Origin of the sequence: Angustibacter sp. McL0619 (assembly GCF_049994355.1) — a bacterium.
GTDB lineage: Bacteria > Actinomycetota > Actinomycetes > Actinomycetales > Angustibacteraceae > Angustibacter.
Window position 1 is genome coordinate 4,022,813 of sequence record NZ_CP188257.1, and the last position, 20,938, is coordinate 4,043,750.

Sequence of the window (20,938 nt, forward strand, 5' to 3'; positions counted from 1 at the left end):
TCCAGACTCACAGGTCGTAGTGCACGCCGGTCGCCTCGGCCGACCACAGCCACAGGGCCGCGGCGAGGTCCGGGTCGTACGCGGCTGCCATCGCGGTGAGCCGGACCGGGTGCCCGCGCCAACCGCCCCAGCCACCCGGGCCGATGAACTCGGTCGCCCGGACGTCCGGATCGGTCGCCGCGAACAGCAGGGGCCAGGCACCGTGCGCGGCCGGCTGACCGAGCGCCGCGGAGCCGGCGGTCATCAGCCGTCCGGTCCAGCCCGCACCCGCCGGCCCGTTGCTGACCAGCTGGGTCGCCGCCCAGCCAGGGTGCGCCGCGACGCTGACCAGGTCGAGCCCGGCGGCCTGGGCGACCCGGTGCAGCTGCATGGTGAACAGCAGGTTCGCCAGCTTGCTCTGGCCGTAGGCCCGCCACGGCTTGTAGGACTGCTCGCCGTCCAGGTCGTCGAAGTCGATCCGACCCATCCGGTGCGCCGGGCTGCTCACGGTGACCACCCGCGCCGCCCCCAGTCCGCCCAGCAGCAACCCGGTCAGCGCGAAGTGCCCCAGGTGGTTGGTCGCCAGCTGCAGCTCGTGCCCATCGGCTGACAGGGCGCGCTCGGACGGCGCCATCACCCCGGCGTTGTTGACCAGCACGTCGATCCGCGGCCGGGCGTCGAGCAGTTCCGCCGCGAAGCGCCGCACCGACGCCAGGTCCGCCAGGTCCAGCTGACGCAGCTCGACGCTCGCCGCCGACACCCGAGCCCGCAGCCCGCGCAGGGCCTCGTCACCACGTTCGGCGTTGCGGCAGGCCAGCACCACGTGCGCGCCGTGCCGGGCCAGCTCGACGCTGGCCTCGAACCCGACCCCGCTGTTCGCGCCGGTGACGACCGCCACCTGGCCGGACAGGTCGCCGATGTCGCTGGACGTCCACCTCGACGAGCTCACCGGGCGCCTTCGACCTCGCCGGCGGCCCAGCGCAGCGCACCGGGAGCGGACTCGGGGACGGCCGGACGGCGCGGCGGCACCGGCTCGACCCGACGGTAGGGCTGACCGACCTCCGGCCGCGGGTCGGCCTCATCCACGTTGGGCCACAACGACATCGCCCGCTCGGCCTGCGCCGTGATGGTAAGCGACGGGTTGACCCCGAGGTTCGCGGACACCGCGGACCCGTCGACCACGTGCAGCCCCGGGTATCCATGCACCCGCAGGTACGGGTCGAGGACGCCCTGCTCCGCCGTCCGGCCGATCACGCAGCCACCGAGGAAGTGCGCGGTCAGCGGGACGTTGGCCAGGTCACCCAGCGTCCCACCGGGCTCGGTGCGCACCCCGGTCCGCTCCGCAAGCCTGCTCGACAGCCGCCGGACGGCCTTGTGCCCCAACGGAATCCACGTCGGGTTGGGCTGGCCGTGCCCCTGTCGCGAGGTGAGCCCGACCGGCGAGAAGCCGAGCCGGCCGAGCAGCCGGTGCCGACGCGGCGAGACGGTCAGCGAGTTGTCCAGGGACTGCATCACCAGGCCGATCACGGCCCGCTCGCTGAACCGGCGCACCGACAGCGAGCGCGCGAACACGTCCGGATGACGCACCACCTGGCCGAGGAACCGGACGCCGCGCGGCACCCGCCCGCCGCCGTCCACGAGCATCCCGGCCAGCAGTCCCATCGCGTTGGAACCCTTGCCGTACCGGACGTTCTCGACGTGGGTGTCCGCGTCGGGATGGAACGAGGAGGTGATCGCCACCCCGCGAGTCAGGTCGACGTCGTCCGGCACCCGCTCGGTCATCGCGCCGAGCAGCGCCTCGGAGTTGGTGCGGGTCAGCACGCCGAGCCGCGCCGACAGCCCGGGCAGCCGCCCGGCGTCGCGCATCCGGTGCAGCAGCCGCTGGGTGCCCCACGTCCCGGCGGCCAGCACCACCTGCCGGGCGGTCGTCGTCCGCCGGTCCTTGCGAACCCAGGCGCCGGTGCGTTCGGTGGTCACCCGGTAGCCGGCGCCCGGGTCACCGGCGTCGACCGGCACGACGTCCACGACCGTGCGCATCGGCACCACCTGGACGCCGATGGACTCGGCCAGGGCCAGGTAGTTCTTGACCAGGGTGTTCTTCGCGCCGACCCGGCAGCCGACCATGCAGTTGCCGCACTCGGTGCAGCCGGTGCGTTCGGGTCCGGCGCCGCCGAAGTACGGGTCAGGGACCCGGACGCCGGGCTCGCGGGTCGGTGCACCGTCCGGGCCGGGCCGGCCGAAGAAGACTCCCACCGGGGTCTTGCGGAAGGTATGGCCGACGCCCATCTCGTCGGCGACCGCGTGCATGATCTCCTCGACCGGACCGTCGCACGGGTTGGTCACCACGCCGAGCATCCGTGCGGCCTGGTCGTAGTGCGGGGTCAGCTCGTCCGCCCAGTCGGTGATGGCGGCCCACTGCGGGTCGTCGAAGAAGGCCTTGGGCGGCACGTACAGCGTGTTCGCGTAGTTCAGTGAGCCTCCGCCGACCCCAGCGCCGGCCAGCAGCATGACGTCCGGCAGCCGGTGGATGCGCTGCACGCCGAAGCACCCCAGCCGGGGCGCCCACAGGAAGCGCCGCAGGTCCCACGACGTACGGGCCAGCTCGTCGTCCGCGAAACGGCGTCCCGACTCCACGACCTGGACGCGGTATCCCTTCTCCCGCAACCGGAGTGCGGCCACCGACCCCCCGAAGCCCGAGCCCACGACGAGCACGTCGAGCACGTCGACATCGACGTCCGTCCCAGCCCCCGGCGCGGAGGGGGAGGTCACCGGACGCCGACCCGCTTCATGACCTTCATCGCGAAGGTCAGCGTCCGCGTCCACTGTGAGTGGCTCATCCCGAACGGCGCACCGAAGCCGAGCAGCCGCTGCACCGTGACGTTCTGCGCCTCGGTGTACTTGGTGATGCCCTCGGCGCCGTGCCGACGTCCCAGGCCGCTGGACCGCATGCCACCCATCGGCGCGCCCATGCTGCCCCAGGCGGCGGCGTAGGCCTCGTTGATGTTCACCGTCCCGGCCTTGATCCGAGCGGCGAGCCGGCGACCGCGCGTGACGTCGCGGGTCCAGATGCTCGCGTTGAGGCCGTAGTCGCCCTCGTTGGCGAACCGGACCGCCTCGTCGTCCCCGCCGACCCGGTAGACCGACACGACCGGGCCGAACGTCTCCTCGGCGTAGCAGGTCATCCCGGGCTGCACGCCCTCCAGGATGGTGGGCTCGTAGAACAGCGGGCCCAGGTCCGGGCGGGCCTTTCCGCCGGCCAGCACCCGCGCCCCGCCTGCCACGGCGTCGTCCACGTGCCGGGTGACCGTCTCCAGCTGCTGGGCCGAGATCAGCGAGCCGACGTCGACACTGAAGTCCATCGCCGGACCCATCCGCAGCGCGCGGACCCGGGCGACGAACTGGTCCAGGAACGCGTCCGCGATCTCCTCGTGCAGCAGCATCCGCTCGACCGAGATGCACAGCTGCCCGGTGCTGGAGAAGCATGCGCGCACCGCGCCCTCCGCCGCCCGGTCCAGGTCGGCGTCCTGCGCGACGTACATGGCGTTCTTGCCGCCCAGCTCGAGGCTGGCGCCGACCAGCCGGCGGCCGGCCTGCTCGGCGACCAGTCGGCCGGTGCGGGTCGAGCCGGTGAAGCACACGTAGTCCGCGTGCTCGACGATCGCCGTGCCGACCACCGGACCGTCGCCGACCACGACGCGGACCAGTCCCTCGGGGATGCCGGCATCGGCGAGCAGCTCGAGCGCCCGCAGCGCGGTCAGGGCGGTCTGCGAGTCGGGCTTGAGGACGACGGCGTTGCCGGCCAGCAGGGCGGGCAGGGTGTCCGAGACCGCCAGGGTGAGCGGGTAGTTCCAGGGCGCGATGATGCCGACCACGCCCTTGGGCAACCGCTGCTCGACCGCCTGGGAGAGCAGCGGGAACGCGCCCTGGCGCTTGCGCGGCCGCAGGTAGGACGACGCCCGCCGGCCGTAGTGCCGGGCGACGATCGCGACGTCGAGGATCTCCTCGAACGCGTGCGCGCGGGACTTGCCGTTCTCGATCTGGATGAGGTCCAGCAGGTCGTCCTGAGCAGCCAGCACGAGGTCGTGCAGCCGCAGCAGGCAGCGCGCGCGGTCGGCGAGGTCGCGCTGGGCCCACGCGCGCTGCGCAGCGCGGGCGCCTTCGATGGCGACCTCGACGTCGCCCGGGGTGGACACCGGCAGCATCGCGATCGGTGCTCCGGTGAACGGCGCGTACGCGGTCCTGGTCTGCGCCCGAGGGCTGGCCACGATCCGGCGGGCGAGGCGACGGGCCAGGGCCGGGTCCACGGCGTAGGTGGCAGCGGCGTCCGTCTCGGGGTCGGCGATCAGGTCGGACATGCCCTCACCCTAAGCCCCGGCTCACGGCGTCGCTACCAATCAGTAACTCCCGCGATTCCAGGTCAGGCGGGGTTGTACGGGGCAACGACGACCTCGACCCGCTGGAACTCCTTGAGGTCGGAGTAGCCCGAGGTGGCCATGGCCCGGCGCAGCGCCCCGATCAGGTTGGTCTTGCCGTCGGCGAAGCGTCCCGGACCCTCGAGGATCTCGCTCAGCGAGCCCAGCGTGCCGACCGCGACCCGCTCGCCGCGCGGTAGCTCGGGATGATGCGCCTCCGGACCCCAGTGCCAGCCGCGACCCGGCGCCTCGACGGCGCGGGCCAGGGCGGCACCGAGCATCACGGCGTCCGCGCCGCAGGCGATGGCCTTGACCAGCTCGCCGGAGCGGCCCATCCCGCCGTCCGCGATCACGTGCACGTAGCGACCGCCGGACTCGTCCATGTAGTCCCGCCGCGCCGCGGCGACGTCCGCCACCGCGCTGGCCATCGGGACGTGGATGCCCAGCGTCGTCCGGGTGGTGTGCGCCGCCCCGCCGCCGAAGCCGACGAGCACGCCGGCCGCGCCGGTGCGCATCAGGTGCAGCGCCGCCGTGTACGTCGCGCAGCCACCGACGATCACCGGCACGTCCAGCTCGTAGATGAACCGCTTGAGGTTCAACGGCTCCGCGCGTCCGGACACGTGCTCGGCGCTCACCGTGGTGCCGCGGATGACGAACAGGTCGACGCCGGCGTCCACCACGGTCTTCCACAGCTGCTGGGTGCGCTGCGGGGTGAGCGCGCCCGCCACCGTGACGCCGGAGTCGCGCACCTGGCGCAGCCGCTCGGTGACCAGGTCGGGGTTGATCGGCGCGTCGTAGATCTCTTGCATGCGGCGGGTTGCGGTCGCCTCGTCCAGCCCGGCGATCTCGGCGAGCAGCGGCTCGGGGTCGTCGTATCGCGTCCACAGGCCTTCGAGGTCGAGGACGCCGAGCCCGCCGGCCTGGCCCAGCGCGATCGCGGTGGCCGGTGACATCACCGAGTCCATCGGCGCCGCGATCACCGGCAGCTCGAAGCGGTACGCGTCGATCTGCCAGGCGACCGACACCTCTTGCGGGTCCCGGGTACGCCGACTGGGCACCACCGCGACGTCGTCGAAGGAGTACGCCCGACGTCCGCGCTTGCCGCGCCCGATCTCGATCTCGCTCACGCCGGTCAGGCTACCGGTCGCCCGCGCCGCGGCCACTCGCCCCTACGCTGCACGGATGGGCGAGCAGAACTGGGCCGGCAACGTCGACTACGGCGCGGCTCGACTGCTGCGCCCGACCAGCGTGGAGCAGCTGCAGGACATGGTCCGGCACGCGGGCCGGGTCAGGGTGGTCGGGTCCCGGCACTCGTTCAACGAGCTGGTCAGCACCCCCGACACCCTGATTTCGTTGGCCGAGCTGCCGTTCGACATCGAGGTCGGTGCCGACGGCCGGACTGCGACCGTGCCCGGTGCGGCGACGTACGGCGCGGTCACCGCGGCCCTGCACGCGCACGGCCTGGCCCTGCCCGCGCTGGCGTCGCTGCCGCACATCTCGGTGGCCGGCGCCTGCGCGACCGGCACGCACGGTTCGGGGGACGGTGTGAAGGGGCTGGCGTCGGCCGTCACCGCCGTCGAGTTCGTGCAGGCGGACGGAGCCCTGGAGACGCTGCGCCGCAACGATCCGGAATTCGCGGCCGCCGTGGTGAACCTCGGTGCGATCGGCGCCGTGGTGCGCGTGACGTTCGACGTCGTGCCCGCGTTCGACATCCGGCAGGACGTGTACGACGACGTGCAGATCGGCCCGTACGGCGACGAGCTGCTCGACGCACTCGGGCAGGCCTACAGCGTCAGCCTGTTCAGCGACTTCGGCTCGGACCGGTTCACGATGGCCTGGCTCAAGCGCAAGGTGCCCAGCGACGGCTTCGCCGCACCCTCGCCGACCTGGCGGGGCGGCCCGCTGGCGGACGGCGCCCGGCACCCGGTGCCCGGTCAGCCGCCACTGGGCACGACGCGGCAGAGCACGGTTGGGCCCTGGCACGAGCGACTGCCGCACTTCCGGCTCGACGTACCGCCGAGCAGCGCCGGGAACGAGCTGCAGTCGGAGTTCCTGGTTCCGCGTGGGCAGGCGCCGGCCGCCTGGCGGGCGCTGCTGCAGGTGCGGGAGGTGATCGCGCCGCTGCTGCAGATCAGCGAGGTGCGCAGCATCGCGGGCGAGGAGCAGTGGCTGAGCCCGGCGTACGCGCGCGACAGTGTGGGCTTCCACTTCACCTGGGTCCCTGACGTGGTCGGGGTCGACCTCGCGTTGACCGTCCTGGAGCCGCTGCTCGCGCAGTTCGACGCGCGCCCGCACTGGGGCAAGGTGTTCGTCACGCCCGTGCGGGAGGTGGCGCACCGCTACCCCCGGATCGCGGACTTCGCGGCGGTGGTGCACCGGCGGGACCCGGAGGGCCGGTTCCGCAACCGCTTCGTCGAGCAGGTCATCGGCTCGCACGCCTGAGCTCAGGCCGACGACCGGCCATCGGTTCACGTCGCGCAGGGAAACGAACTGGTTCGAGCACGCCGTGCCAGATCGGCACAACCGTGCCCGTCTGGCACGCGCCACCCGACGAAATCGATGGGTGTACGGCGGACTCAGCCCTTGCCGTCGGTACGCAGGCTGGTGTCGAGGTCGTCGTCCAGGCTGTCCAAGTCGGCCGACGGGTCGACCTCCGGCCCGTCGACCGGCTCGACGCCCCGGCTGTCCAAGTTGCCGTCGTTGTAGCTGCCGTCGTAGGACAGCTCTTCCGGCGGCTGGCCACCGTGCGGCTGCACACTCGCACCGGGCTCGGTCGCTGACGGCACGCCGTCCTGCTCGGTGAGGTCCTGCTCGCTGAGGTCCTGCTCGGTTAGGTCCGGTTCGCTCATACCGTCCAACGTGGCACGGACGGCGAGCGCCGCAACTCGGGCTCAGCGGCTGCTGTAGTTCGGCGCCTCGACGGTCATCTGGATGTCGTGCGGGTGCGACTCCTTGAGCCCGGCCGCAGTGATCCGGATGAAGCGGCCGTTGGCCTGCAGCTCGGGGATCGTCCGCGCACCGCAGTACCACATCGACTGGCGCAGTCCGCCGATCAGCTGGTGCGCGACCCCGGACAGCGGGCCACGGAACGGCACCTGCCCCTCGATGCCCTCGGGGATCAGCTGGTCGTCGGCCGAGACGTCGGCCTGGAAGTAGCGGTCCTTGGAGAACGAGCGGGACTGCCCGCGGGACTGCATCGCGCCGAGCGAGCCCATGCCGCGGTAGGTCTTGAACTGCTTGCCGTTGATGAAGACCAGCTCGCCGGGGCTCTCCTCGACGCCGGCCAGCAGCGACCCGAGCATCACCGTGTCCGCCCCGGCCACCAGGGCCTTGGCGATGTCGCCGGAGTACTGCAGCCCGCCGTCGCCCATCAGCGGCACGCCAGCCGGCTTGGTGGCCAGCGAGGCCTCGTGGATCGCGGTGACCTGCGGGACGCCGACCCCGGCCACCACGCGGGTGGTGCAGATCGAGCCCGGTCCGACGCCGACCCGCACGCCGTCCGCGCCGGCGTCCACCAGGGCCTGGGCGGCCTCACGGGTCGCCACGCTGCCGCCCATCACGTCGATCCCGGCGGCCGCCGAGTCACGCTTCAGCGCCGACACCATATCGAGCACGCCGCGGGAGTGGCCGTGCGCGGTGTCCACCACGATCAGGTCGACCCCGGCGTCCACCAGGGCCATCGCGCGCTTCCAGGCGTCGCCGTGGAAGCCGACCGCCGCGGCCACCCGCAGCCGGCCGGCGTCGTCCTTCGTCGCGTTCGGGTACTTCTCGGACTTGGCGAAGTCCTTCACCGTGATCAGCCCGCGCAACCGGCCGGTGTCGTCCACCAGCGGGAGCTTCTCGACCTTGTGCTTGCCGAGCAGGCCCATCGCGTCGTCCGGGCTGATCCCGACGTGGCCGGTGACCAGCGGCATCGGGGTCATCACGTCACGCACGAGGCGACTCTGGTCGGACTCGAAGCGCAGGTCGCGGTTGGTCACGATGCCCAGCAGCATGCCCTCGCGGTCCACGACAGGCAGGCCGGAGACGCGGTAGCGGGCGCAGAGCTCGTCGACCTCAGCCAGGGTCGCCTCGGGACCGGTGGTCACCGGGTGGCTGACCATGCCGGCCTCGGAGCGCTTGACCAGGTCGACCTGGCTGGCCTGGTCCTCGATCGACAGGTTGCGGTGCAGCACGCCGAGGCCGCCCTGACGGGCCATCGAGATGGCCATCCGCGACTCGGTCACCGTGTCCATCGGGGACGACACGAGCGGCATCGACACGCTGATCCGCTTGGTGACCCGGGACGTGGTGTTCGCCTCGGAGGGGATCACGTCGCTCTCGTAGGGCAGCAGGAGCACGTCGTCGAAGGTCAGGCCCAGGGCCGCGAACTTGTCCGGGACTGCGGTGCCTTCGTGGCTCATGCGGGCCTCTCTCGCGCGCGGGGATCGATGTCCCAGCGTACCTGCGCGAGGGGGCAGGTCAGTGCACCAGACCCCAGCGGAAGCCGACCGCGACGGCCTGCGCGCGGTCCGCGGCACCCATCTTGCGGAACAGTCGACGCGCGTGCGTCTTCACGGTGTCCTCGGACAGGTACAGCTCGCGGCCGATCTCGGCGTTCGAGCGCCCCCGGCTCATGCCGGTCAGCACCTGCATCTCACGCTCGGTCAGCGTCGGCTGGGTCACGCCCCCGGTCAGGCTTGCGGCGGGGTCCGCGTTGCGCCGGCCGGCGACGTCCGACAGGGACTGCACGACGGTGGCGGCCAGCTCCTCACGGGTGGCGTCCTTGACCACGTAGCCACGAGCGCCTGCGGCGATGGCGCGAGCCACCCCGTCGACGTCCTCGGCCACGGTCATCATCAGGACGCACGCCTCGGGGTGCAGCGCGATCAGGCGGCGGGTGGCCTCGGTGCCGCCGATGCCCGGCATCCGAACGTCCATCAGCACGAGCGAGGGCCGCTCGACCGGCCAGCGGGCGAGCACCTCTTCGCCACTGGACGAGGCGAGCACGCGGGTCACGCCGGGGATCGTGGCCACGGATCGGCGCAGCGTCTCCCGCGCGAGCGGCGAGTCATCGCAGACGAGCACGGTCGCCATGCGCAGCGTCCTCCTGGTCCGATCCAGTCAGCCGCTTTCCCTGCAGCCGACAGCACGACGGCCTCTGCGTCGTGTCCGACTGCTACATCGGCAGGATGGGTGCCGGACCTGAGGGTTAGCCCGATCGAGGGCGACACACCTCACAGGATCGAGGCGATGATCTCCTCGACGGTCTCGCTGAGCGACTCGACCCTGGTCACGAACGGCGGCACGTCACGCCCCCAGCCCGGTCCACCGACCAGCACCCGCGGCGCCGGCCGGACCTTCGCCAGCTCGGCCAGCACCTCGGTGCTCTGCACCGGCATCGACGCGTAGAGCATGACGATCGCCGGGCCGCTGCGGCGCACTGCGGCGAGCAGCGCGCCGTCCGGCATCCGCATGCCCAGCTGGCGCACCAGCACGCCGCGCTCGGCGAGTGCCGCGGACACCGCGTGCAACGGCAGGCTGTGCTGCTCGTCGGACGGGCAGGCCAGCAGGACCTGCGCGGTGTTCCGCGGTTGGTCCAAGCTGGCCGTGGTGGCGTGCAGCACGGTGGTCAGGCACTCGCTGAACAGGTGCTCGACCTCGACGCCCTCACCCGTCGAGGCGTACCGCTCGCCGAGCCCGATCAGCACCGGCGAGACCAACGACTCCCAGGTCAGCACAACGCCGTCCGTGCGCACCTGACGGCGCAGCACCTCGGTGATGCCATGCGCGTCCAGGGTCATGGACGCTCTGGCCAGCCCCCGGGCCGCGGCCGACGCCTCGCGCAGCGGGACGACGCGGCCGCCGCCGGCACGGGCCAGCCGCTCGCCGACGACGTCCAGCTCGGTGACGGCCAGGTCCTCGCTGGACCGGCCGCTGAGGGCGAACTCGGCGGCCTGCGCGGGCGAGAGCCCCTCGTGAGTCAGTCGGCGCATCACGACCAGCCTGGCCAGGTCGGTCTTGCTGTAGCGCCGGTGCGATCCGGCGAGGTGGTCGGTCGGGCCGAGTCCGTAGCGGCGGGCCCAGGTGCGCAACGTCGCCGGGGCCACCCCAAGGCGGCGAGCCACCGCTGCGACCGTGAGCGTGGACGACTCGGGCAAACCGATCTCCTCCTGCCTGCGCCGCTCGCTCACGCCATCAGTGTCCGGTCTGACGACCCTGTTCGCCACTCGATCATGACGATCCGTCGACGGTTGCATACGATCTGATCCGGGTCTTGAACTACACCTGGCGCGGTTGTAGGTTGATCTTGCAAACCGCTTCAAGAGTAGTTCAACACCTGAGGAAATGATCTCTGTTCACCCCGCTCGAGCCATGGGCGGGGCCAAGCGAAACATGCAGTGGAGGCCTTCCATGGCTGAGATCTCACGACTACCGGGGCCAGTTGCAGACCTGTGGGAATGGCAGTACCAGGGTGCCTGCCGGCGCACTGACCCTTCCGTCTTCTTCCATCCAGAGGGCGAGCGGGGACCGACGCGGCGGCGTCGCGACGACGCGGCGAAGGCCGTCTGCTCGACCTGCCCGGTCATCCAGCAGTGCCGCCAGCACGCACTGACCGTGCGAGAGCCCTACGGCGTGTGGGGCGCGATGACGGAGGACGAGCGCGAAGCGGAGTACGCGCGGAGCAAGTCGGGCAGCGGGCTCGCCACCGCAAGCTGACCCGGACGACGAAGCGGCCCGCCCCCACTCGGGGGACGGGCCGCTTCGTCGTTGCGGGTGGTCGGCTCAGTGGCCGTGACCGTGCCCGTGACCGTGACCGGCCGACTCGGGCTCCTGCTCCTTCTTCTCGACCACCAGAGTGTCGGTGGTCAGCACCATGGAGGCGATGGACGCCGCGTTGCGCAGCGCCGACCGGGTGACCTTGACGGGGTCGATGACGCCGTCAGCCATCAGGTCGCCGTACTCGCCGGAGGCGGCGTTCAGGCCGTGCCCGGCGGGCAGGCCGCGCACCTTCTCGACCACGACGTAGCCCTCGAGGCCGGCGTTCTCGGCGATCCAGCGCAGCGGCTCGGCGGCCGCCTTGCGGACGATCGCCACACCGGTGGCCTCGTCGCCGGACAGGTCCAGCGAGTCGTCCAGCACCGAGACGGCCTGCAGCAGAGCGGCGCCGCCACCGGCGACGATGCCCTCCTCGATGGCCGCGCGGGTCGCCGAGACGGCGTCCTCGATGCGGTGCTTCTTCTCCTTGAGCTCGACCTCGGTGTGCGCGCCGACCTTGATCACGCAGACGCCACCGGAGAGCTTGGCCAGCCGCTCCTGCAGCTTCTCGCGGTCCCAGTCGCTGTCGGTGCGCTCGATCTCGCCCTTGATCTGGTTCATCCGGCCGCTGACCTCGGACGCGTCGCCCGCGCCCTCCACGATCGTGGTGTCGTCCTTGGTGACGACGATGCGGCGGGCCTTGCCGAGCTGGTCGAGGCCGACCTGGTCGAGCTTGAGCCCGAGCTCCTCGCTGATCACCTCGCCGCCGGTGAGGGCCGCGATGTCACCGAGCATCGCCTTGCGACGGTCACCGAAGCCGGGCGCCTTGACCGCGACCGCGTTGAAGGTGCCGCGGATCTTGTTGACGACGATGGTGGACAGCGCCTCGCCGTCGACGTCCTCGGCCACGATGAACAGCGGCTTGCCGGTCTGCACGACCTTCTCCAGCAGCGGGAGCAGGTCGGTGACAGCGGAGATCTTGGCCTGGTGGATCAGGATGTAGGCGTCCTCGAGGACGGCCTCCATCCGCTCGGCGTCGGTGATGAAGTACGGCGACAGGTAGCCCTTGTCGAACTGCATGCCCTCGGTGAACTCGAGCTCCATCGTGGTGGTCGAGGACTCCTCGACCGTGATGACGCCGTCCTTGCCGACCTTGTCGAACGCGTCCGCGATCAAGCCGCCGACCGTGGCGTCCTGGGCGGAGATGGTGGCGACGTGCGCGATGTCGTCCTTGCCGTCGACGTCGCGGGCGGCCTTGAGCAGCGCGTCGCTGACGGCGTCCACGGCCTTGTCGATGCCCCGCTTGAGGCTGGCCGGGCCGGCGCCCGCAGCGACGTTGCGCAGGCCCTCCTTCACCATGGCCTGGGCGAGCACGGTCGCGGTGGTCGTCCCGTCACCGGCGACGTCGTTGGTCTTGGTCGCGACCTCCTTGGCCAGCTGTGCGCCGAGGTTCTCGTACGGGTCGTCCAGCTCGATCTCGCGAGCGATGGTGACGCCGTCGTTGGTGATGGTGGGCGCGCCCCACGCCTTGTTGATGACCACGTTGCGGCCCTTGGGGCCGAGGGTCACCTTGACGGCGTTGGCGAGCTGGTCGACGCCGCGCTCGAGCGACTTGCGCGCGTCGTCGTTGAACTCGAGGGTCTTGGCCATGTGAAGTCAGGTGCCTTTCGCAGAAGGATTGCAGTGCGCGACCGCCCCGGAAGGCACCGGAAGGCCGGGCCCGCCGGGGCGGTTGCTGTGCGGGCTCAGCCCGCGGATGTCACTTCTCGACGATCGCGAGGACGTCGCGCGCGGAGAGGATGAGGTACTCCTCGCCCGCGTACTTGACCTCGGTACCGCCGTACTTGCTGTAGATGACCTTGTCGCCGACGCTTACGTCGAGCGGGACACGGTTGCCGTTGTCGTCGATACGGCCCGGGCCGATGGCCTTGACCTCGCCCTCCTGGGGCTTCTCCTTGGCGGTGTCCGGGATAACCAGGCCGGAAGCCGTGGTCGTCTCGGCCTCGACGGCCTGGACCACGATGCGGTCCTCGAGCGGCTTGATGCTGACCGACACTTGCTGACCTCCCCCTTCGGGAATGTCGCTGATGAACGAATGGTCTGTGGGGGCCGTCGCACCGCCGTCGCGGGGGTCGGAGCGGGGCTTCCCGTTGGCACACTCGGGGTGAGAGTGCCAACGCTGAATCTATGCCGGTGATTAGCACTCGGTCAACCTGAGTGCCAAGCCGAGCGCCCAGCCGTGCTGCAGCCGGCCACGCCGTTGATCACGTTATGTGCGTCTACGCCCGCTTCGGCAGGCGTAGAACCCCCGAGAAGTGGACGGAACCCTCGAGGAGCGGACGTCGGAAGCCCGCCCGCAGTTGGACGACGGCGCACGTCGGACGACGACGCCCCGGACACGTTCGCCCGGGCGCGGGCGCAGTGACAGGATGAGGCCGACCGCAGCCGACCACCCCGGAGGATCGATGACCCAGCGTGTCGAAGCCGAGCTCGTAGCCAACGTGATCAAGGTGCTCGTCGCGCCCGGCGACCGGGTTGCGGTCGGCGACATGGTCGTGCTGCTGGAGTCGATGAAGATGGAGATCCCGGTCGAGGTCGAGTGGGCCGGGACGATCGCGGAGGTCGGGGTCAGCGAGGGCGACGTGGTCAGCGAGGGCGACCTGATCGTCGTCGTCGACGACAAGTAACCCTGGTGGATCTCGGCGGCATGCGGGCGTTGCTCACCCCGGACGGGTGGGCGCTGCTGGAGTCGCTGCCCCCGTATGACGAGAAGCAGGCCATCGCCCTCGGCGAGCGGCTGCGCTCGGAAGGCCACGACCCGGCCACCGTCGCCGCGGCTCTGACGCAGTCCAGGCTGCGAGCCAAGGCGCACGACAAGCTCGGCCCGTTCGCCGACGCGATGCTGTTCACCCCGGACGGCCTCGAGCAGGCCACCCGTCTGTCGGTCGCTGCGCACCACGCCCGCCGGTTCGTCGGCGCCGACGTGCAGCGGGTGGCCGACCTCGGTTGCGGCCTGGGCTCGGACGCGATGGCCTTCGCGGGGCTGGACCGCGCCGTCCTGGCGATCGACGCCGACGAGCTGACCGCGGCGTTCGCCACCGTGAACCTGCGGCACTGGTCCGACGCCGAGGTGCGTTGCCACGACGTGATGGCGCTCGACCTCGAGGGCATGCTCGAGCGCAGCGACGGCGTCTGGCTCGACCCGGCCCGGCGCACCAGCGGCCGAGGCGGCTCCAAGCGCACCTTCGACCCCGAGGCGTTCTCGCCGCCGTACTCGTTCGTGCTGGACGTCGCGTCTCGGTTCCCGGCGACCGGGGCGAAGCTGGCGCCGGGCATCGCGCACCGGCTGCTGCCGGACGACGCCGAGGCGCAGTGGGTCTCGGTGCACGGGGACGTCGTCGAGTGCGCGCTGTGGAGCGGCCGGCTGGCCCGCGAGGGCGTTCGCCGCAGCGCCCTGGTGCTCGGCGCGAACGGGTCGGTGCACGAGGTCGGCGACGCCGGCGAACCGGTCCGCCCGCCGTCCGGCGCGGTCGGGGCGTTTCTGCACGAGCCGGACGGCGCGGTGATCCGGGCGGGGCTAGTCGGTGAGGTCGCGGCACGGCTGGGCGCGCGGGTGATCGACCCGACCATCGCGTACCTGACCACCGACAGCGCGGCCACCGACCCGCTGGTGCACTCGTACGCCGTCGAGGAGGTGCTGCCGTTCCACCTCAAGGCGTTGCGCGCCCTGCTGCGCGACCGCGGCATCGGCACCCTGACGATCAAGAAGCGCGGGAGCGCGGTGGACCCGATCCAGCTGCGCCGCCAGCTGCGGCTGACCGGCGAGGCCGAGGGGACGATCGCGCTGACCCGGGTTGCCGGACGTCCGCATGTGCTGCTGCTGCGACCGCTTCCCTGAGCCGGGTCAGCCGGCGCCGGTTACAGAGTCCAGACGGTGTGAGGGATCTCCCAAACGCCAAGAAAGGCGTCAGAATCAGGCGTACGCTACAAGCCGCTGGACGTCGCGGTTCAGCGTCAGGGGGGCCTGTCATGGCCAAGCATGTTGACTTTCACGTCATCCTTCGCTGGGCCGGCAACGGCCGCTTCGACGTGACAATCCTATTCAACGCCCCCGATGACATCGAGGACTACCAGTACTTCAGCAGTGAGCCGATCAGCATCGACCTGGGCCGGCTCAACGACCTGAAGCAGGACATGCGCGCCTACGGCACCGAGCTGGGGCGGATGGTCTTCGGGCAGAGCGCGATCTCCTATCTTGACCGCGCGCTCAGGAACGCGCAGTCGCTGCCCGTGCACACGCGCCTCGTCGTCACCGATGACGCCCCGCTCGACTACCAGACCATCCGCTGGGAGGCACTGCGCCACCCCGAGTCAGGTGCTCGGCTCACGACGACTGACAACATCCGGTTCTCTCGCTACCTCAGCAACCCCGACGGTCGCTCCCCCGCATCGCTCAGCCTGCAGGACCAGCTTTCCGCTCTTGTCGTGGTCGCCAACCCCGCCGGAATAGAGGGATACCACGACGGTCTCAGCCGGTTGACCTCCATTGACGTCGAGGCTGAGATCGACCGGGCCAGGACGGCACTGGCCGGCATGTCGGTGCGGGTCCTGGCTGGCGACGAGGGACGGGCGTCGGCCGACAACATCATCACGGCGCTGCGCGAACGCAGAACAGATGTCTTGTTCCTGGTTGCCCACGGCACGTTCGACGAGCAGGGACCGGTGTTGTTCTTGGAGAACGAACGGGGCAACGTCGCCAAGATCGACGGGACGGACCTGGCGGACCGGATCGCCGACCTCCAGGCGAGCGTGCCGACCCTGGCCGCGCTCATCTCCTGCCAGTCCGCGGGGCGTGCGGACACGGCCGCAACGCCGGCGCAGGCAGCCGAAGCCGAGGACATCGTTCTGGCCCGCGACGCGTCGGCTGCGTCGCTGTGTGCGTTCGGACCAGCACTGTCCCTCGCTGGGTGCGCGGTCGTCGTGGCGATGCAGGGCAACATCTCGATGGAAACCTCAGCCAGGTTCGTACCCAAGTTCTTCAGAGAGCTCAAGAAGGACGGCATCGCGGCGCGGGCGATGGCCGAGGCACGCTCGGACATCAGCGACTCCGACGACTGGTACGTGCCCGTGCTCTACTCCCGGCTCAAGCGGGGTAGTCCGTGGTACGTGCCGCGATTCGGCAACCAGCGCGACGAACGACTTCGCAACCTCCACATGCGCATCGCTGAAGCGCACGCAACGCCGGTCGTCGGCTCAGGCGTGGGAGCCGAGGACGGCATCCTGCCGACACGACAGAGGATGGCCCGCGACTGGGCCGAACGCCGGCAGGCGCCGATTCTCGACCCGGCGAAGAGCGACCTCGCGTCGGTCGCGCAGTACATCGTCGTGGAGACCGACGACCCCGCGATGACTCGCGACGAGCTGGCCCAGTACATGCGAAGCTACTTGAAGACTGAACACGGGCCTCGACTGCCGGACCGGGACTTCAGCAAGGGTGACCTGGACGAGCACATCCGAGCGGTCGGGCGGCTCGTGCGAGAAGCGTCCGGAGGGAAAGACAACCACTCCAGGCTCGCTGCGCTGGAACTACCGGTCTTCGTCACCTCGGCCTGGAACAGCTTGCTCGAGGACGCGCTGCGGGCTGCCGGGAAAGAGCCAGTCACACTGCATTTCGAGTGGTACCGCAGCGTGCCATCGCAAATGCCCGCCCCCGACGAGTTCGGCGTCGAACGGCCGCTCGTGTACCACCTCTTCGGCACGTTGGACGAGCGGAAGTCCATCGTGCTCACGGAGGACGACTACTTCGCGTGGCTGCGCGCCTGGATGAAGCAGGTGGACAAGAGCGACGGGATACCAAGCTACATCAAGCCGCCCCTGACCGAGCATGCGCTGATGTTCCTCGGCTACGGCTTCGACGACTGGGAGTTCCGGATGATCTTCGAGGCCGTCAAAGGATTCGAAGGTAGGTCGTTCGAGTCGTACAGCCGGCACGTCGGCGTCCAACTCGAGAGTGGGGCGCTGCCCATCGAGCCCGAGGCCGTGCAGGAGTATCTGGAAAGCTACCTCGGCGGTGACCAGCTCGACATCTTCTGGGGCAGCTGTGGGGAGTTCCTCGAGGACCTCGAAGACACCAGGCCGACATCATGACCGACGTGGCCGCTTCCTCCCCCGCAGCACCCAGCAAGGGCGGCAGGTTCATGGATCCGACGAACCCCTATGTAGGGCCCCGACCGTTCAACCGGGATGAGTACTTCTACGGTCGCGAGCGGGACGCGTCCTCAGTGGTGGACTCCCTGCTGTCCGGCAGGGTCATGCTGCTGCACTCGCAGTCCGGGGCTGGGAAGACCTCACTGATCCATACATCGGTGGTGCCGAGCTTCGAGAAGCGCCAGTTCGTGATCTGCGCGACGACGCAGCCCTCCTTCTCGGCATTGAGAGTGAACCTGCCACCGCCGGCCGAGCTCTCCGTGCGCAACAGATACGTCTTCAGCGTGGTGAACGGGCTCATCGGCGAGTTCACCGACCGCCACGTCGCCGCCCAGATGACCCTGGACGAGGCCATCGGACAGTTCGTCGACCGTCATGGCGACAAGCGGCGTGCCCTCATCGTGATCGACCAGCTCGAAGAGGTGATGACCCTCGACCCCTCCGACGTCACCGGGCAGACTGCCTTCTTCGAACAGCTTGGACAAGCCCTCGAGGACCGTTCCCGATGGCTGCTGCTGGCCATCCGCGAGGACTACGTCGGCGCGTTGGACCGATTCAGACGGTTCCTCCCCGGCCAGCTCCGAGCCACGTTCCGTCTGGAGCTGCTCGACGAACGTGCGGCCCTGCGCGCAGTCCAGGAGCCGGCCAAGAAGGTCAACATCACGTTCGAGGACGACGCGGCGCAAGCGTTGGTCAACGACTTGAGGCTCGTCCAGTCCACCGCGCTGGACGCAGACGGCCAGAAGGTCCGGTACCCCTACATCGAGCCGGTGCTCCTTCAAGTGGTCTGCTACAGCCTCTACCGCAAGCTCAGGAACCGACAGCGCGAGAAGTTCACCGCCATCACCCTGAAGGACGTCGACGATTTTCGGCCGTTCGACCGCGCGATCTCGACTTTCTACCGCACCATCATCGACGAGGTCGCGGACGGCGACCGCAGGACCAACCAGCTCTTGCGCGACTGGGTCGGACACGAGCTCATTGGCAAGAAGGGCCTTCGCCGGCAGACCCGGCACAAGCCGCTGGTCGCCGACCCGGACCAGGCGCTGAGCGGGATGCAGTCCCGGTACCTGGTGCGCGACGACCCCCGCCCCGGCGGGATGCCGCTGTGGGAGCTGACGCACGACCGGCTCGTCGGCCCCATCATCGCGGACAACCAGGCCTGGCGGACGAAGAACCTTGAGTGGTGGCAGTGCCTTGCCGAGGACTGGCACGTCTCCGACCACGACCCGCGGTACCTGCTACGCGGGACCGACTACCGCAGCCTGCACACCGGCCGACGCCGCGAGCTCACCGAGACCGAAACCGCCTTCCTCGAAGCGTCGGCCAACGCGTCTACCGCCGACGGGCGGCTGGCCCTGCTGCGGGCGCAACTCGGCATGCTTCGCGTACTCGTCTGCGTGTCGCTGATCTTGAATGTCGTGCTGGCGTACTGGGTTCTTCGAGGCTTCTAGGAGACAGCCATGGGGTTCAGGGCATGCGCGGACGGAGGCGACCCGTTCGAGAAGAGAGTGCGCGAGCTGTACGGGGCTAACGTTGTGGGCGCCCCTCGGGCTGGGATCGACCCCTTGCTGACCGTCGCACGGCAGGACGACCGGCTGGAGCCGCGGGGTGCACTGAAGTACATCCTTGAAGGGGAGCCGGACCTTCCGGAGGTTACCTCCGCCCCTGCTCCGGCCATGTCGGGCACACGCTCCTCGGAGGTCAAAGCGAGGGTGGGGCTTGACCTGTCCGCTCACTTCCTGACCGCGCTCGGGCTACCGGTCCCAGGGGCGGAAGTGACCGCGACGCTCTGGGACGGCGCCACCAAGTTCGCGTTCGAGGTCCGTGACGTCCTGGAGAACCAGGTCGACCTCGCCGAGCTGGCGCGGACGATCGACGGCGAGGTGATAGCTGACAACGCCGCCACGTCGATCTTCCTCTCGGACGCCTCTCAACAGCTCTTGCTCGTGACGCGCACCCTCACGGCCACCACGTTCGCAGCGCGCGCCGGCTCAGCGGGGGGCCAGACCCTGGGTGTCTCCGTGGACGCCGTCTCCGACCTGATCGGAAAGGCGAACGCCGACGTGTCGTGGAAGCGCGAGAAGGACGACTGGGTCAGCTTCCACGGGCCAGTGCCGGTGACCTTCGGGTTCTCTGTTGTGCCATGCATCATCGGTCCAGACCGCCGGCTGAAGTTCGGACTCACCAGGAAGGACCTCACGTTCGGTGTCAAGAACGTTCAGCCGGTGATCGCGTCGGTCCCGGCCATCGCCGAGAACGGCCGTGTCGGAATCGTCCAGTTCGAGTAGACCGCGTAGCGGCTCGGATCAGCCCGAGTAGTCCAGGACGCCGTACCGCTCGCGGGTGCGCAGCGCCCAGGCGGAGGCCGGGACGGCGAGCAGCCCGGCGAGCACGATCAGGCCACCGAGCACGATCCACCCAGGCCCACCCCACTCGATGCACAGCAGGGCGATCAGTGGCGGCCCGACGATGCCGGACAACGAGAAGCTCATTCCGGCGAAGCCCTGGTACTGGCCCTGCCGGTCCCGTGGTGCCAGCCCCATCTGGATTCCCCACTGCCCGCCCGAGCCAACCATCTCGCCGACCACGTGCACCCCGGCCCCGAGTACGACAAGCACGACGGACAACCAAACGTCGCGGCCCTGGGACGCCGCGATCAGCGCGAATCCGCCCAGGATCCAGAAGCCGGCGATGGCGAGCGCCCGCGCCGAGGTCGTCACCGCGGTCGCACCCCGGGACAGCCGCACCTGGAACAGCGCGACGGACACCGTGTTGACCAGCAGGACGACGGCGACCAGCGAGTGCGGCGCCGACGTCCGGGTGGCGATCCACAGCGGGATCGCCAGCTCCATCACCAGGAAGTGGATCGCGAAGATCCCGGTGAGCAGCGAGACGACGACGTACGGGGTGTCCCGCAGCACCTGCATCCGCGGCGCGCCGTCCTCCCGGGCCGGCGCCGGCTCGACGTGCGGCAGCAGCCGCAGCGCGAACGCGGTCGCGACGAACGTCACCGAGTCGAGCGCGAACACCGACAAGTACGCCCACGTCTGGTCGATCGCCAGCGCGACGCCGCCGAGCAGCGCACCGAACGAGATGCCCACGTTCGTGACCGCCCGAAGGTAGGCCTTGAACGCGACCGCCTGGCCACCCTCGGCGAGCCGCGCGATCATCCCGCTACGCACCGCGCTAGCGCCGCGGTCGAACACGGCCTGCACGCCCAGCACGGCGCACAGCAGCCAGATGTTGTGGGTGACCAGCAGGCCGACGCTGGCCACGCCCGCGGCAGCGGTGAGCACGCAGAGCACCTCGCGGGGGCCGCGGGTGTCGGCTAGGTGGCCCAGCGGCACCTGGCCCAGCATCCCGGCGACCGCGCCGACCGACAGCGCCAACCCGACCTGGGTGGCGGGGATGCCGACGGCGTGGGTGAAGTAGAGCGCGAACGTCGTCATCATGGCGCCGTTGCCGGCTGTGTTGACCAAGGTGGCCACGGCCATCGTGCGCAGGTTGGGGTCGACCGGGATACCGCGCCGGGTCAGCCGGGTGGGCGCGGCGTCCTGAACAACACTCATAGGTACACTCTACAATTTATCTCGATGTCG

Annotated in this window: 18 protein-coding genes; 7 read left to right on the forward strand and 11 right to left on the reverse strand. The window is 70.3% G+C overall.

What is annotated here, in order from left to right; all coding sequences use genetic code 11:
• Positions 1 to 7: 7 nt before the first annotated feature.
• From ACPPVT_RS18750 to ACPPVT_RS18765, 4 genes are all read right to left on the reverse strand, one after another.
• Entirely contained in the window at positions 8 to 928 is a 921-nt protein-coding gene (locus ACPPVT_RS18750) for an oxidoreductase (RefSeq protein WP_426562941.1), read from the reverse strand.
• Positions 925 to 2,748, reverse strand: coding sequence for a GMC oxidoreductase (locus ACPPVT_RS18755; protein WP_426562943.1), 1,824 nt, complete (start codon positions 2,746 to 2,748; stop codon positions 925 to 927). Before ACPPVT_RS18755 ends, ACPPVT_RS18750 begins: the two co-directional genes overlap by 4 nt.
• Complete coding sequence (locus ACPPVT_RS18760; RefSeq protein ID WP_426562945.1) at positions 2,745 to 4,334, reverse strand: succinic semialdehyde dehydrogenase; 1,590 nt, start codon at positions 4,332 to 4,334, stop codon at positions 2,745 to 2,747. Before ACPPVT_RS18760 ends, ACPPVT_RS18755 begins: the two co-directional genes overlap by 4 nt.
• 62 nt (positions 4,335 to 4,396) lie before the next feature.
• A complete protein-coding gene (locus ACPPVT_RS18765) occupies positions 4,397 to 5,518 on the reverse strand; it encodes a GuaB3 family IMP dehydrogenase-related protein (RefSeq protein ID WP_426562947.1) in 1,122 nt (373 codons plus the stop codon).
• Positions 5,519 to 5,573: 55 nt separating this feature from the next.
• Here ACPPVT_RS18765 and ACPPVT_RS18770 point away from each other — a divergent pair, with 55 nt between their 5' ends.
• Positions 5,574 to 6,833, forward strand: coding sequence for an FAD-binding protein (locus tag ACPPVT_RS18770; RefSeq protein WP_426562949.1), 1,260 nt, complete (start codon positions 5,574 to 5,576; stop codon positions 6,831 to 6,833).
• Between the two features lie 134 nt (positions 6,834 to 6,967).
• Here the strand turns inward: ACPPVT_RS18770 and ACPPVT_RS18775 are convergent, their stop codons facing one another.
• From ACPPVT_RS18775 to ACPPVT_RS18790, 4 genes are all read right to left on the reverse strand, one after another.
• Positions 6,968 to 7,240, reverse strand: a complete 273-nt coding sequence (locus ACPPVT_RS18775; protein WP_426562951.1) for a hypothetical protein — start codon at positions 7,238 to 7,240, stop codon at positions 6,968 to 6,970.
• A 42-nt stretch (positions 7,241 to 7,282) separates the two neighbouring features.
• Positions 7,283 to 8,794: an IMP dehydrogenase gene (guaB, locus tag ACPPVT_RS18780; protein ID WP_426562953.1), complete on the reverse strand. Its 1,512-nt coding sequence runs from the start codon at positions 8,792 to 8,794 to the stop codon at positions 7,283 to 7,285.
• Between the two features lie 58 nt (positions 8,795 to 8,852).
• Positions 8,853 to 9,467 (reverse strand): response regulator, encoded by a 615-nt coding sequence (locus tag ACPPVT_RS18785; RefSeq protein WP_426562955.1) that lies wholly within the window; start codon positions 9,465 to 9,467, stop codon positions 8,853 to 8,855.
• 140 nt (positions 9,468 to 9,607) lie between these two features.
• A complete protein-coding gene (locus ACPPVT_RS18790) occupies positions 9,608 to 10,564 on the reverse strand; it encodes a MerR family transcriptional regulator (RefSeq protein ID WP_426562957.1) in 957 nt (318 codons plus the stop codon).
• 220 nt (positions 10,565 to 10,784) lie between these two features.
• On the opposite strand from ACPPVT_RS18790, the gene ACPPVT_RS18795 reads away from it, so the two are divergent.
• Positions 10,785 to 11,090: a WhiB family transcriptional regulator gene (locus ACPPVT_RS18795; RefSeq protein WP_426562959.1), complete on the forward strand. Its 306-nt coding sequence runs from the start codon at positions 10,785 to 10,787 to the stop codon at positions 11,088 to 11,090.
• Positions 11,091 to 11,156: 66 nt separating this feature from the next.
• On the opposite strand, the gene groL is transcribed toward ACPPVT_RS18795, so the two are convergent.
• Positions 11,157 to 12,779: a chaperonin GroEL gene (gene groL, locus ACPPVT_RS18800; RefSeq protein ID WP_426562961.1), complete on the reverse strand. Its 1,623-nt coding sequence runs from the start codon at positions 12,777 to 12,779 to the stop codon at positions 11,157 to 11,159.
• Positions 12,780 to 12,888: 109 nt separating this feature from the next.
• Positions 12,889 to 13,185, reverse strand: a complete 297-nt coding sequence (groES, locus tag ACPPVT_RS18805; protein WP_426562962.1) for a co-chaperone GroES — start codon at positions 13,183 to 13,185, stop codon at positions 12,889 to 12,891.
• 409 nt (positions 13,186 to 13,594) lie between these two features.
• Between groES and ACPPVT_RS18810 the strand changes: the two genes are divergently transcribed.
• The 5 genes from ACPPVT_RS18810 (at position 13,595) to ACPPVT_RS18830 (ending at position 19,627) form a co-directional block, all read left to right on the forward strand.
• On the forward strand, positions 13,595 to 13,816 hold the full coding sequence (locus ACPPVT_RS18810; RefSeq protein ID WP_426562964.1) for a biotin/lipoyl-binding carrier protein: 222 nt from the start codon (positions 13,595 to 13,597) through the stop codon (positions 13,814 to 13,816).
• A 5-nt stretch (positions 13,817 to 13,821) separates the two neighbouring features.
• Positions 13,822 to 15,027 carry a THUMP-like domain-containing protein gene (locus ACPPVT_RS18815; RefSeq protein WP_426562965.1) on the forward strand — a complete coding sequence of 402 codons (1,206 nt, stop codon included), beginning with the start codon at positions 13,822 to 13,824 and terminating at the stop codon, positions 15,025 to 15,027.
• Positions 15,028 to 15,158: 131 nt separating this feature from the next.
• On the forward strand, positions 15,159 to 17,276 hold the full coding sequence (locus ACPPVT_RS18820) for a CHAT domain-containing protein (RefSeq protein WP_426562967.1): 2,118 nt from the start codon (positions 15,159 to 15,161) through the stop codon (positions 17,274 to 17,276).
• A 5-nt stretch (positions 17,277 to 17,281) separates the two neighbouring features.
• A complete protein-coding gene (locus ACPPVT_RS18825) occupies positions 17,282 to 18,790 on the forward strand; it encodes a hypothetical protein (RefSeq protein ID WP_426562969.1) in 1,509 nt (502 codons plus the stop codon).
• A gap of 57 nt (positions 18,791 to 18,847) precedes the next feature.
• Entirely contained in the window at positions 18,848 to 19,627 is a 780-nt protein-coding gene (locus ACPPVT_RS18830) for a hypothetical protein (protein WP_426562971.1), read from the forward strand.
• A gap of 18 nt (positions 19,628 to 19,645) precedes the next feature.
• Here the strand turns inward: ACPPVT_RS18830 and ACPPVT_RS18835 are convergent, their stop codons facing one another.
• A complete protein-coding gene (locus tag ACPPVT_RS18835; RefSeq protein ID WP_426562972.1) occupies positions 19,646 to 20,908 on the reverse strand; it encodes an MFS transporter in 1,263 nt (420 codons plus the stop codon).
• Positions 20,909 to 20,938 lie beyond the last annotated feature (30 nt).

Excerpts from the sequence above, each read along its gene's own strand:
- ACPPVT_RS18760 (WP_426562945.1), bottom strand. The coding sequence starts at position 4,334 with ATGTCCGACCTGATCGCCGACCCCGAGACGGACGCCGCTGCCACCTAC.
- ACPPVT_RS18770 (WP_426562949.1), top strand. The coding sequence starts at position 5,574 with ATGGGCGAGCAGAACTGGGCCGGCAACGTCGACTACGGCGCGGCTCGA.
- ACPPVT_RS18775 (WP_426562951.1), bottom strand. The coding sequence starts at position 7,240 with ATGAGCGAACCGGACCTAACCGAGCAGGACCTCAGCGAGCAGGACCTC.
- guaB (WP_426562953.1), bottom strand. The coding sequence starts at position 8,794 with ATGAGCCACGAAGGCACCGCAGTCCCGGACAAGTTCGCGGCCCTGGGC.
- ACPPVT_RS18785 (WP_426562955.1), bottom strand. The coding sequence starts at position 9,467 with ATGGCGACCGTGCTCGTCTGCGATGACTCGCCGCTCGCGCGGGAGACG.
- ACPPVT_RS18795 (WP_426562959.1), top strand. The coding sequence starts at position 10,785 with ATGGCTGAGATCTCACGACTACCGGGGCCAGTTGCAGACCTGTGGGAA.
- groL (WP_426562961.1), bottom strand. The coding sequence starts at position 12,779 with ATGGCCAAGACCCTCGAGTTCAACGACGACGCGCGCAAGTCGCTCGAG.
- ACPPVT_RS18810 (WP_426562964.1), top strand. The coding sequence starts at position 13,595 with ATGACCCAGCGTGTCGAAGCCGAGCTCGTAGCCAACGTGATCAAGGTG.
- ACPPVT_RS18820 (WP_426562967.1), top strand. The coding sequence starts at position 15,159 with ATGGCCAAGCATGTTGACTTTCACGTCATCCTTCGCTGGGCCGGCAAC.
- ACPPVT_RS18835 (WP_426562972.1), bottom strand. The coding sequence starts at position 20,908 with ATGAGTGTTGTTCAGGACGCCGCGCCCACCCGGCTGACCCGGCGCGGT.